We start from the raw sequence: 11721 nt of genomic DNA on the forward strand, positions 1-11721 counted from the left end.
GGCTCATTGTATTTTTCAATACCCTCCCAGCCCATCGGCAGGTCAATCCAGTCAATATTAACACCCGTTTTGCGGGCTGCTGTTTTGAAAACCTCTACTGTAGCGCTTACAATTTCTGGCCCAATGCCGTCTCCAGCCAATACTCCAAGACGATAAACAGTCATAATGATAACTTCCTTTCTAAAATAAAAGTAGAATTGCAGTTCAGTGAAACCGTATTGAACTTTCTATCTTTACTGTAAACGATTTGAAGGAATTAATAAAATACTGTTTTTAAATGCTTAACTATTAATTTTTTCGATATCAACTATTCTATCCTTAAAATGATTTACAATATCTCAGCGGGATTAAAAGTTTTTGATCGTATTTCATCAAAATCTCTTATTTTTTTATTGAGTCGGGCTCCCGTATACTCAATTTTATACATTGAGTTTTATATAGGAGGTTTATATATGACATTAACTTTAGCTCAAGCTGTGGTAGAAATTAATGAAACAGCATCCAAATTCAAATCAAGTATTGTTATGAAAACAGATGGAAAACTGATTGATGCGAAAAGTATGCTTGGATTATCCTACACGATCCTGCATTCTAAAACATTTTATCTTGAAATTCATGGAAAGGATGAAGAAGAAGCAAAAACAGAAATGACAAAAGTATTTTGGAAGTATAATCTGCCAGTTGAAGTAAGCGAGTAAAAGGGGAGTCCAGTTTAGGACTTCCTTTTTGTATATTAAAGAATGATAGGAAAGGAGCAGCTAAAGCTTAATAGTAAGTTTTTGTTTTCTTTAGAAAGCCAGGTGAAATTAAAGAAATCAATTGAATTTTATAAAAAATAAATATTATCTTAATTTCTAAAATTATATTACATTAGCTTTACACAAAGCACACCTTATATATCCTGCTTTTAGAAAGGAACGTGATAGAAAGAAGCAGTCCCTATGATAAGCACTGATCAGTTACCAATTGAAAGCGCTCTATTAAAAGGCAGTTTGTCAAAAGGGAAGCAAATAAAAGAGAAACATGTAAAGAAGTTTTGTTTAAAAGCGAATTTAAATTAAACAGGAGGCTTATTTATGTTATCCATTCTAGGGTTTCTCACTATTATCGTTTTCACGTACTTGGTTATGACCAAGAAAATGATAGCGTTCACTGCCATCATTTTTGTTCCCATTGTTTTTGCCCTGATCGGCGGATTTGGCCCTCAGCTTGGCGAAATGATGGGTGAAGGAGTTGTTACAGTTGCAGACACGGCAGTGCTATTGCTGTTTGCCATTCTTTACTTTGGTATTATGATGGACGCAGGGTTGTTTGACCCGCTAAGCAATGCCATTTTAAGAGTAGCAAAAGGTGATCCTGTCAAAATTGCGATGGGGACGGCGGTTCTAGCTCTGACAGTAGCACTGGACGGAGACGGTACAACCACGTATATGATCGTCTGCTCTGCCATGCTGCCAGTCTACAGACGTTTGGGTATGAACCCGCTGATTCTCGCTACTCTATCGATTATGGCTCTTGGGATTGTCGCAGGAAGCACGCCATGGGGCGGGTCGGCTACGCGTGCGATTAGTATTTTAGGGTTAAATGCTTCTGATTACTTTATTCCGATGCTGCCGGTTATTGCAGGCGGCTCCCTGTTTACACTGTTTATCGCATACGTGCTTGGAAAAGGGGAGCGCAAGCGCCTTGGACAGGAAGTCATTGACCAGTACAAAAGTGAAATGGCTCTCACTACTGCAGCTCCGGCAGAAAAGAGCAATATGAAGCTCGTCTGGTTTAACTTTTTCTTAACACTGACATTAATGGGCGTGTTGATTGCAGATGTTGTTGAGCTTTACCTGCTGTTTATTGTAGGCTTCGCCATTGCACTTGTTGTGAACTATCCAAACCTGGATGACCAGAAAAAAGTCATTAAAGAACATGCATCCAATGCGATCCCGGTTGTTTCCCTCGTACTTGGAGCCGGTATTTTTACCGGAATTCTGCAGGGCACCGCAATGGTGGATCATATGGCGGGAGATATCGTGAATGTAATTCCAGAAAGCTTTGGCGACTTCTACACATTGATCGTCGCAGCAATCTGCCTGCCGCTAAGCTTTTTTATGTCAAATGATGCTTTCTTCTTTGGGGCTCTCCCAGTCTTTGCGGAAGCTGGAACCGCTTACGGAGTAGAACCGATTGATGTAGCACGGGCTTCTGTTATTGGCCAGACGATTCACTTGATTGGACCGACTTCAGCACCGCTTTGGGTCTTGATTGAACTAATTCGGACAGACCTTGGGAAACTGCAGCGCTATACGCTTCCCTGGATTCTTCTCTCAGCCATTGTGATGGTTGCAGTTGCCGTTTTAACAGGTGCTATAGCCCTTTAACTCAAACAAAATTGTTGTGTGTATTTGTAAAAGATAAAATATCTGTTCGTTGACAAATTGATTGGTTTTGTAAAGACCTTTGCTGTGTTCCAGGCAAAGGTCTTTTTGTTTGTCGGAATACATAAAAGGGAAAGTGGCTGCGTTTTCTATGGCAGTTCGGGTATACTTTTTCATAATAAAGTGAGATTTGATTTACACGGCATTTTCTGTGGAGGGGATTGGATGTATCGCTTTTGGAAAAGAAAGAAAAACGTAAAAGAAATCAACCTGGACATAGCTGCTGAAAAAAACATGGATATCACAGCTGCCGAATTCCGTTATCTCATTCATTCAACAGAGAGAGACGTTGTTTTTTTATGTATTGGATCTGATCGTTTTATTGTTGATTGCCTTGGACCTCTAGTAGGGACAATGCTTCAAGAAAACAAAGGATTATATCATGTATACGGAACGTTAAAAAATCCTGTTCATGCACTTAATTTAAAAAGCACTTTAAAAGAAATAAACAAACAGTTTCAAAATCCGTTTCTTGTTGCCATTGACGCCTGCGTTAGTGAAAGAAATCATGTTGGCGAGATCTTCATAAAAAAGGGACCTCTTTTTCCAGGCAGGGCTATGAACAAAAAGCTGGATGAGGTTGGAGATTGTCATATTAAAGCGATAGTCAATTACATAGATAAATACGAATCCAATCATTTTTTAGCAAGTACTCGATTACACACTGTGATGGACATGGCCAAGAAAGTGTACGAGCTCATTACAGACAATCATAAAGAAGGTCAAAAAAGAGTGATAAAGCAGAAGGATTGAGTTAAATGAAAGGAGCAGCTGGAGCAGATTATAAAGGGTTTCTATGGATATGGATTAAAAATCGGTATTTTATTTATTGAAGAGAGTGGAACTAAAGTAAAAGTCAGAAAGAGCTTAGAAACAGAGAAGGAGTGATTTTAGTGAACCTCTCCACCTAAATCAAAGATTTTGATGGAGCATCCCTTATCTTGAATACAGTACAGCATCAGAGGATTAAGCTTCCTTCGGAAGCCCAAGTGCATGATGGAGACTAATGAACGAAGACAAGGTCTGGGATGTCCTTATTGCCAGTTCAGGAACTTTTGCCTGAAGAGACAACCATTTCGTTTCCGAGATGGATTTTTGAAAAGCCCGAATGAAGTAGCGGGCCCCGATATTATAAGAAGCAGACAAATCCGCGTGATAGACTTTGCCTGTTGAAAACGTGGCAAGGTTTTTTTGGGGATTCCGCTCCACTTTTCCAGATCCATCGAACGCCAGAGCGCTGGTGTTTCGCGGGTTGATTCGGGATATGCGCATGCTCAGGCAGTGCGCCATTTCCTCTACTTTGTTCTGGATGCCTATTTTCCGCCACCCGTGAAGCTTGAAGCGAAGTTTCCTTGCTCCATAGAACCCCTTTGGGGTTTTCATTCTACCTAAGTATTCGAATACGATGACATCACAGCCATGCTTCGCCGCAAATTTTACAATTTCATGGCTTGTATGGCGGACAATATGTTGCTGGTACCCGTTGATCTGCCGCCAAAAATTAGGCGCAAGGATGCGGCCGCTTGCCCGCTGGGCTTTTCGCAGTTTGTTGGTTAACGTCTGCAGATGGTCTTTTTCTTTAGGCTGGTCAATAAATGTCCGGCCTAAGACAGTGCCTTTTGCATCGATAACGGAACAAACCGCAGAATTCGTCAGTCCAAGATCCACCGCACACACTTTTTGTTCTTGAATAGGCGTTTTCGTTAAAGTGACTTTATTTTCATAGCTGATGGAAAGGAAGAATTTCTTTCCCCGCTTAATCAGCTTAGGGTTGTTCTCTTTCCATTCCCATACACCTCGTTTATAAAGATCCTGCCCTTTAAATTCGATATCTGTCCATACCCAGTCATTCTGGTGGAATACCTTGATTTGTGCAGTCGTATCAGATGTCCTGTTGAACATGTTCCCGCGATAAAAAACAGGGAATTCTTTATGTTCCGCCTGCAAGCGGGGAGGTTGTTTCCTGAATTTCTTTCCTTCGGAAAGAGCATACTTCTGCTCTTCTTCCCAGTTTTGATAGTTAGAGCGGAAGCTCTTTACCTTGCCAAAAGCAGAAGCAATGGCACTTCTGCGGAAATAGGAAGGAAACTTGTAAAAACGTTCGTTAAACTCTTTGTATTTTGGAAGAGGGTTTGATTTGGTTGTGTGAATCAGTTTTTCTACTGCCGGTACAATCGATTTGGTTGTCAGGCCGTCGGTATGATCATACTCTTTGTCAATCACCTGGATGATGAAGGACAGAGCATCATTATAAATATCTAGTGTATCATTGAAGATTTCCGTCCGGTTTGTAATTTTGTGCAGCAGCGACTTCGCGACTTTCATTCCCAAACCCTCCTTTCCATTTTTTAGTCTTTATAATACATTGATCGTATCAAAATGGAAATCAATTGTAAAACGAAAAGAGGTTTAGAATGAGCGAATATAACAGAAATAGGCACGCCCGATACAAACTAACGTATCATTTAGTTGTAGTTACAAAATATCGAAAAAAATGTATTTCTGAAAGCATCATGAAACGGCTGAGAGAGATTACAGACTGGAGCGTCTATACTTATCTGAACAGAAAAATTAAGGTCACGTACACTTGACCTAAAACAGATGAGGTGCCCAATTATGACAAAGCGAGAACGCCGCGCATGATGTCCGGTATAGGAGCCACCTCGAGCGATCCGCAGAAAATACACAACATGTTGCTGCGGCAACTGAAGAGCAAAATACAACAATGGAAGAAATTGCGGCTTTAATCAACGCGCTAAGCAACTTGGCGCAAGAACTTCAGGAAAATATCGATAAATTTAAAATCTAAAAATGTGACGTGAAATCATGAATGATAAAGATCTTTTTAGAGAAAAAAGATAAAAATAAAAATGGCTAGGAATTCTCCGCCATTTCCCGCCCTAATATGGGCGGTTTTTTATTTGTTTTTAGAGCGTCTGTCCTGAATTTAAATGTCCCTCACATATAGGAAACTACAAAGCACAAGTTAAGTCGGAATTCCAATAAACCTTGATATAGCAATGTTTTTTGGCTTTTTCTTAGATATTTTACAAGCCATAATAAATTAGAATATGTAATCATGAATTATCACTATTTTTCAAAGGATTTATGGATCGAGTACACTTTAATCAGAGAAAACAAATCTTCATTTACAAAAAAATGAAAGCGTTATCTCAACAAGTGGAAGAAGGTTTGTTCTACCATTCGATCTTTAATAGAGGTCGATTAAAAAAATAGTCAGGTGAGCCTGGCTCTCTTCCACAATTAAGAGAGAAAGAAATATACCGGGGGAGGAATGAGTATTTCAAGTAAAGTCCGTCGCTTTGAGAAAGGGAAAAAGAGAACCGAACTAGTTTGCTGATTATTCAGACAAATAAACAGGGGGGATTTTGATGAAAAAGTTGATGGTACCAATTCTAGCTGCTGCTTTAACGTTGGGAACAGCCGCCTGCAGTAACAGCGGAGAAGAAAAAGCTGCAGGTGGACAAGGTGGATCAAGCAGCAGCTATCCGGAAAAAGCAATTGCGTTTTCTGTCCCATCCGGTGCTGGGGGAGGGCTCGATACAACAGGACGGTCGCTAAGCAACCTTTTTTCTTCTGAAGGAATTGTCGATAGTACCATTACTGTCGAAAACAATCCAGGCGGCGGACAAGTTGTCGGTACAGTTGAATTTGCGAACAAAGACAAAGGGAATGACTACCGGCTGCTGATTGCGTCTACACCATTTATTTTGAATCACGTTAAAAAAGAAGGAAACAGCCCGGTTTCCTTCCGGGATATTACGCCGATTGCCCGGCTGGTAACAGAATATGATGTACTGGCAGTCCCGGCAGATTCTAAATATGACACATTGGAGGCTTTGTTTGCTGACTTGAAAAAAGATCCAACGTCTATTTCATTTGCGGGCGGCTCCGGGCCGGGTTCCTTTGACCACTTAAATGCCATTTATCCGGCCATGAAAGCTGGCGTAGATGTAAAGGGGCTAAAGTATATTTCTTTTGATGGCGGTGGCGAGGCACTCACTTCTTTGCTTGGTGGAAACGCTGACGTCATTTCTTCTGATGTTTCTTCCGTATATGAGTATGTAAAAGCCGGCAAAGTGAAAATTTTAGGCATTTCTGCTCCTGAACGCCTGGAAGGAGAATTTGCAGAGATTCCAACGTACAAAGAGCAGGGCATTGATGCAGAATTAACCAACTGGCGCGGTATTTACGGACCGGCTGAGATGTCAGAAGATGCGAAAGCCTACTGGGAAGAAAAAGTAGCCCAGCTAGTAGATACAGAAGCTTGGAAGAATGAACTGGAAAAGCAGGGCTGGCAGGACGGCTATATGGCATCAGAGGATTTTATCAAGCTGATGGAGGAAGAAGAAGCGATGTATAAAGAGATTTACGAAGATCTCGGCATGGCAAAATAATAATTCACAATTAAAAGAAAAGCAGCGGCAATATATTCCCGGGTGGGCTGCTGCTTTTTCCGAGGCAGGGAGGGGAAAACGATGAGCAAAACATTTGACCGCTATACAGGCCTCCTGTTTCTAGCGATCGGCGCTATGTTTGTAGTTGAAAGCTTTAAACTCTCTCAAAGTGCCTATGGGAGTGAAATCGGTCCAAATATCTTTCCGATGTCTTTAGGTATTGCTTTAATATTGCTAAGCATTCGTCTCGTTTATGAAACGTTTCGCTATACAGATGCGAAAAAGAACAGTGTAAAACTGGATTATAAACGGTTTGGCATTATCCTGATTGCTGCTATTTTATATGCAGCCCTTTTAGAAACACTCGGATATGTGATCACAACTTTCCTGTTTTTGCTCATTGGTTTTCAGACGATGCAAAGAGGAAAGGTTTGGGTATCTGTTATCATTGCTGGGTGTTTCTCTATAGGGGTTTACTATTTGTTTGTTGTTCTTCTGCAGGGTTCGCTGCCACCATTTCCATCATGGATGAGTTTCAGTTAGGAGGGATTAGATGGGCACGCTGGAGTATTTAATGCAGGGTTTTGCAACAGCACTGCAATGGCATAATCTTCTGTTCGCTTTTTTCGGAGTATTGATTGGAACGGCTGTAGGCGTTCTTCCTGGCATCGGCCCTATGAGCGGGATTGCTCTTTTAATGCCGATAACGGCGTCCATTACAAGCGGACTACCTGCTGAAGCAGCAGCCACAAGCTCTATTATTTTATTGGCTGGAGTGTATTACGGAGCAATGTATGGTGGCTCTACTACGTCGATTCTTTTGAATACACCAGGTGAATCATCTTCTGTTGTGACCACCCTTGATGGACATCAAATGGCTAAAAACGGCCGGGCGGGAGTGGCATTGGCTATTTGTGCAATTGGTTCTTTTGCCGCTGGGTTAGTTGCGTTAACCGGTCTTATTTTACTGGCAAACCCGCTGGCGGGCATTGCGTTAAAGTTTGGTCCGGCAGAATATACCTCCCTGATGCTGCTTGGGCTGCTGGCAGTAAGCGGATTAGGCGGCAAATCCATTACGAAAGCTCTGATGATGACCGTCTTCGGCCTGCTACTGGCGACGATTGGCATTGACGCTGTGTCGGGTGTCACCCGCTTTACGTATGACATGCCGGTTCTGTATTCAGGATTAGAGTTTTTAACGATTGCTGTTGGACTATTTGCGGTAGGAGAAGTGTTTAAAGCCATTTTAGAAAGAGAAAGCAATGATGGTGAAATTGCCAAGATTAATCGCATTCTTCCTACAAAACAGGACTTGAAAGACAGCTCTCTTCCAATTGCCCGGGGATCGGTTTTAGGATTCTTTATTGGTGTTCTTCCTGGTGCCGGGGCTACTCTTGCTTCTTTCTTTTCCTACATTATGGAAAAGAAATTAAGCAAAAATCCCAAGAAGTTTGGAAACGGGGCTATTGAAGGGGTTGCGGCTCCTGAATCGGCAAATAATGCGGCGGCCGGAGGAGCGATTATTCCTCTGCTGACCCTGGGTATCCCGGGATCGGGATCAACGGCGATTTTAATGAGTGCGTTTATTATGTTCAATATTACGCCTGGTCCGCTTCTTTTTGAAGAACATCCGGATGTTGCCTGGGGATTGATTGCCAGCATGTTTGTTGGAAATGCGATTTTACTTATTTTAAATCTGCCTATGGTCAAAGTGTTTGCCAAAGTAGTAGAAACACCTGCCAAATACTTAATTCCATTAATCATCGGCTTTTCTTTCTTCGGCGTGTACGCTGTTCAGTTTTCTGTATTTGATTTAGGGCTGCTGATTGCCTGTGGAGTAGCAGGCTATTTTCTTTCAAAAAATGATTTCCCTATTGCCCCTCTTGTATTGGGCCTGGTATTGGGACCAATGATTGAAAATAATTTGCGGAGAGCACTCACAATTTCAAATGGCGATGTAATGATTTTCATTCAAAAACCGCTTTCCCTGACTTTTATTATTATTGGGATTTTGTGGATTATAACTCCCTTGTTTTTAAAACTGAGAGGAAAAAAATTAATTTTAAATGAAGAAGGATAAGTAAAGGAGAGAGAAAAATGACTGTTGAAAACCAAGTGAAAATGAATATTGTAGAGCAATTTGAGGAAATCCCAACAACCTGTATTTCAGATGCGCTGGAGGGGATGAACAATTTGTCGTCGACGATTCAGCCGCTCAAAGAGGAATACCGTGTTGTTGGACGGGCATTTACCGTAAAAATGCCAGTTGGTGATAATTTAGTTGTATTAAAAGCTATCAGGGAAGCAAAACCAGGCGATGTTTTGGTGATTGATGCGAAAGGAGACACATACCGGGCAATAGCCGGAGATTTTATTGTTGGAATGGCGCAGACGCTTGGTATTAAAGGAATCATCGTAGATGGCGTTATTCGGGATGTAGTCGGTATTAAAGAATTGGACTATCCCGTTTTTTGCAAAGGGACAACCATTGCTGCAAGTGGAAAAGCAGGACAGGGAGAAATCAATGTGCCGATTTCCTGCGGCGGTGTAACCGTTCAGCCTGGTGATATTATCGTAGGAGATGCAGACGGAGTCACCGTTATTCCGCAGGAGCTGGAAGAAGAAGTGTTAAAACAGTCGCTGGAGAAGGTAGACAAAGATATTCAACGGGCTCAAAAAGTATCAGGCAACAGAGAAGAAATTATTGCGTATTTAGACCGATTCTTATCATAAAAAAACAGGCCGGATCCGGCCTGTTTTTTTCATTGTTAGAATGTCCTTACTTTATAAATGGAAAAGATAAATATCGGTTTTATGCAAAAAGCGTCAGCCGCCTTTGAAAAAATTATTTTACCAGTAGCGGCTAACTGAATGTGACCAATGGAATTTATTTATACTTAACTATGAAAAATCGCTATTTTTACTGAATAGAGCCATTCAGTATGATGATAGTAAGCCAGCTTGACATAAAACAATAAAAGAGAAGAGAGGTGAAAAAAGAATAAATACCATATGAAGAACTGTGAAAATTGTACATAAGGCTGGGATGGGACTTTTTCAAGCTCCTACGAAGAGAGGACAAGTAAAGCTTAATAGATTAAAAGATTTATAACAAAAAATGAATGATCAAGAGCAGCTGGTTACGAAGCAGGGTTATTTGAAACTTATTGTAAGCGTATACAACGATAATAGGAGGGATTGGATGGTTTCGACATTAGGTTTTGTCATGATGCTGGTGTTTATTACTTTAATCGTTACTCGAAAGATGTCCGCTTTACTTGCTTTAATTATAGTGCCTTTGTTTTTTGCGATCATTGGAGGTTTCGGAAAAGACCTGGGCCCGATGATACTAGAAGGGCTTAGCGGGGTAGCACCGACAGGAATTATGCTGATGTTTGCCGTTATGTATTTTGGCATTATGATTGATGCGGGATTGTTTGAACCGCTGATCAAAAAAATATTGGCCATTGTAAAAGGGGATCCTTTGAAGATTGTCATCGGAACAGCGGTTCTTTCTGCCCTTGTTGCGTTTGACGGTGATGGAACGACCACTTATATCATAACGGTTTCAGCCATGCTGCCGCTTTATACGTACCTTGGGATGAACCCGCTTATTTTAACCTGTGTATCCATGATGGCTTTTGGTGTAATGAACATGCTGCCGTGGGGAGGGCCAACGGCAAGAGCTGTAAGCGCATTGAATTTGGATGCGAATGATGTGTTTCTTCCTCTTGTGCCGGTGATGATTGCAGGTTTGGTATGGGTGTTTTTTACAGCGTATGTGCTGGGAAAAAAAGAACGCACCAGACTCGGCATCATGGACTTAGATACGTCAAAGCTTCCGCTGCAGCTTCAAGAGGAAGCAGCTACTGTAGTGGATTCAGAGTTAAAACGGCCTAAATTAATCTGGTTTAATTTCCTACTCACGCTGTCATTGATCGCGGCACTGGTAATAGGGATTCTTCCTCTGCCTGTTCTGTTTCTGATAGGATTTGCTTTGGCCCTGTTAGTGAATTATCCAAACCTTGAAATTCAAAAAAAAGTATTGGCTTCTCATTCTGACAGTGTCCTAATCGTAGTCGCGTTAATTTTTGCTTCGGGTGTTTTCACAGGTATTCTTTCCGGAACCCACATGGTGGATGAAATGGCCAACAGCCTCATCGCCATCATTCCTGAAGAACTTGGCTCGTCTTTTGCTTTAATCACTGCTATTACAAGTATGCCTTTAACCTATGTCATGGCAAATGATCCATATTATTTTGGTGTAGTGCCTATTATTGCGCAAACCGCGGCAGCTTATGGTGTGGACCCGGTTGAAATTGCCAGAGCATCCGTACTCGGGCAGCCGCTTCACGCCATGAGCCCGCTTATTGCCTCTACTCATCTTTTAGTCGGGATGGCAAAGGTGGATTTCGGGGAGCACCAGAAATTTATTTTGAAGTGGGCAATCGGGACCTGTGTCGTCATGATTATTGCCGCACTGTTAACAGGAGCCATTTCTATGTAAATACCCGATCAAGGTAACCTTGTTTACACAAAAAACAGGCCATTTTGCGGCCTGTTTTTTAATTCTTGAAAGCGACATTCTGTTTAATAAAATCAGCAAATGCTTTTACGACGTTTAATTCTTCGGCTTCTGGATGATAAACCATCCACGTTTTTTGTGTGAGTGCCTGTCCGTCTTTGGTTTGAAGTGGGATTTTGTAAATAGGGTCTGTTTCCTTAAAAAATAGGGAAGGCAAAATGGCATACCCTAAGCCGTTTAACACCATTTCTTTGCACGTATCAGCCCGGTCTACTGTGATGCCAATCGAAGGCGGGTGCGAGTAGTGCTCAGCCCACCAATTGTCTGTCATATGTTTATACAGCTGATC

Annotated in this window: 12 protein-coding genes; 9 read left to right on the forward strand and 3 right to left on the reverse strand. The window is 41.5% G+C overall.

The window, feature by feature from the left end; all coding sequences use genetic code 11:
- A partial coding sequence (locus tag VP97_RS24045) for an isocitrate/isopropylmalate family dehydrogenase (protein ID WP_245629940.1) occupies positions 1-164 on the reverse strand: 164 nt, incomplete at its 3' end.
- Between the two features lie 288 nt (positions 165-452).
- Between VP97_RS24045 and VP97_RS19485 the strand changes: the two genes are divergently transcribed.
- The 3 genes from VP97_RS19485 (at position 453) to yyaC (ending at position 3182) form a co-directional block, all read left to right on the forward strand.
- Positions 453-698: an HPr family phosphocarrier protein gene (locus VP97_RS19485; protein ID WP_050183827.1), complete on the forward strand. Its 246-nt coding sequence runs from the start codon at positions 453-455 to the stop codon at positions 696-698.
- A 378-nt stretch (positions 699-1076) separates the two neighbouring features.
- Positions 1077-2372, forward strand: coding sequence for a CitMHS family transporter (locus tag VP97_RS19490; RefSeq protein ID WP_050183828.1), 1296 nt, complete (start codon positions 1077-1079; stop codon positions 2370-2372).
- Positions 2373-2594: 222 nt separating this feature from the next.
- On the forward strand, positions 2595-3182 hold the full coding sequence (gene yyaC / locus VP97_RS19495; RefSeq protein ID WP_082220458.1) for a spore protease YyaC: 588 nt from the start codon (positions 2595-2597) through the stop codon (positions 3180-3182).
- A 213-nt stretch (positions 3183-3395) separates the two neighbouring features.
- On the opposite strand, the gene VP97_RS19500 is transcribed toward yyaC, so the two are convergent.
- Positions 3396-4754 carry an RNA-guided endonuclease TnpB family protein gene (locus tag VP97_RS19500; protein ID WP_050183829.1) on the reverse strand — a complete coding sequence of 453 codons (1359 nt, stop codon included), beginning with the start codon at positions 4752-4754 and terminating at the stop codon, positions 3396-3398.
- Between the two features lie 89 nt (positions 4755-4843).
- Here VP97_RS19500 and VP97_RS23485 point away from each other — a divergent pair, with 89 nt between their 5' ends.
- The 6 genes from VP97_RS23485 to VP97_RS19525 all read left to right on the forward strand — a co-directional run bounded on the left by VP97_RS23485 (position 4844) and on the right by VP97_RS19525 (position 11354).
- The gene (locus tag VP97_RS23485; protein WP_245629939.1) at positions 4844-5020 is read left to right on the forward strand and encodes a transposase; all 177 of its coding nucleotides are present in this window, start codon (positions 4844-4846) and stop codon (positions 5018-5020) included.
- A gap of 801 nt (positions 5021-5821) precedes the next feature.
- Entirely contained in the window at positions 5822-6847 is a 1026-nt protein-coding gene (locus VP97_RS19505; RefSeq protein WP_050183830.1) for a Bug family tripartite tricarboxylate transporter substrate binding protein, read from the forward strand.
- A gap of 81 nt (positions 6848-6928) precedes the next feature.
- Positions 6929-7390 (forward strand): tripartite tricarboxylate transporter TctB family protein, encoded by a 462-nt coding sequence (locus tag VP97_RS19510; protein WP_050183831.1) that lies wholly within the window; start codon positions 6929-6931, stop codon positions 7388-7390.
- 10 nt (positions 7391-7400) lie between these two features.
- The gene (locus tag VP97_RS19515) at positions 7401-8927 is read left to right on the forward strand and encodes a tripartite tricarboxylate transporter permease (protein ID WP_050183832.1); all 1527 of its coding nucleotides are present in this window, start codon (positions 7401-7403) and stop codon (positions 8925-8927) included.
- Between the two features lie 17 nt (positions 8928-8944).
- On the forward strand, positions 8945-9580 hold the full coding sequence (locus VP97_RS19520; RefSeq protein ID WP_425388500.1) for an RraA family protein: 636 nt from the start codon (positions 8945-8947) through the stop codon (positions 9578-9580).
- A 469-nt stretch (positions 9581-10049) separates the two neighbouring features.
- A complete protein-coding gene (locus VP97_RS19525; protein WP_050183833.1) occupies positions 10050-11354 on the forward strand; it encodes a CitMHS family transporter in 1305 nt (434 codons plus the stop codon).
- Between the two features lie 58 nt (positions 11355-11412).
- Here VP97_RS19525 and VP97_RS19530 read toward each other — a convergent pair.
- The coding region (locus VP97_RS19530; RefSeq protein ID WP_216594936.1) for a LysR substrate-binding domain-containing protein at positions 11413-11721 on the reverse strand (309 nt) is incomplete at its 5' end.

Origin of the sequence: Domibacillus robiginosus, from assembly GCF_000966195.1 — a bacterium.
Taxonomy (GTDB): Bacteria; Bacillota; Bacilli; order Bacillales; family Domibacillaceae; genus Domibacillus; species Domibacillus robiginosus.

Coding starts and splice junctions, on each gene's coding strand:
- VP97_RS19485 (WP_050183827.1), top strand. CDS start 453: ATGACATTAACTTTAGCTCAAGCTGTGGTAGAAATTAATGAAACAGCA.
- VP97_RS19490 (WP_050183828.1), top strand. CDS start 1,077: ATGTTATCCATTCTAGGGTTTCTCACTATTATCGTTTTCACGTACTTG.
- yyaC (WP_082220458.1), top strand. CDS start 2,595: ATGTATCGCTTTTGGAAAAGAAAGAAAAACGTAAAAGAAATCAACCTG.
- VP97_RS19500 (WP_050183829.1), bottom strand. CDS start 4,754: ATGAAAGTCGCGAAGTCGCTGCTGCACAAAATTACAAACCGGACGGAA.
- VP97_RS23485 (WP_245629939.1), top strand. CDS start 4,844: ATGAGCGAATATAACAGAAATAGGCACGCCCGATACAAACTAACGTAT.
- VP97_RS19505 (WP_050183830.1), top strand. CDS start 5,822: ATGAAAAAGTTGATGGTACCAATTCTAGCTGCTGCTTTAACGTTGGGA.
- VP97_RS19510 (WP_050183831.1), top strand. CDS start 6,929: ATGAGCAAAACATTTGACCGCTATACAGGCCTCCTGTTTCTAGCGATC.
- VP97_RS19515 (WP_050183832.1), top strand. CDS start 7,401: ATGGGCACGCTGGAGTATTTAATGCAGGGTTTTGCAACAGCACTGCAA.
- VP97_RS19520 (WP_425388500.1), top strand. CDS start 8,945: ATGACTGTTGAAAACCAAGTGAAAATGAATATTGTAGAGCAATTTGAG.
- VP97_RS19525 (WP_050183833.1), top strand. CDS start 10,050: ATGGTTTCGACATTAGGTTTTGTCATGATGCTGGTGTTTATTACTTTA.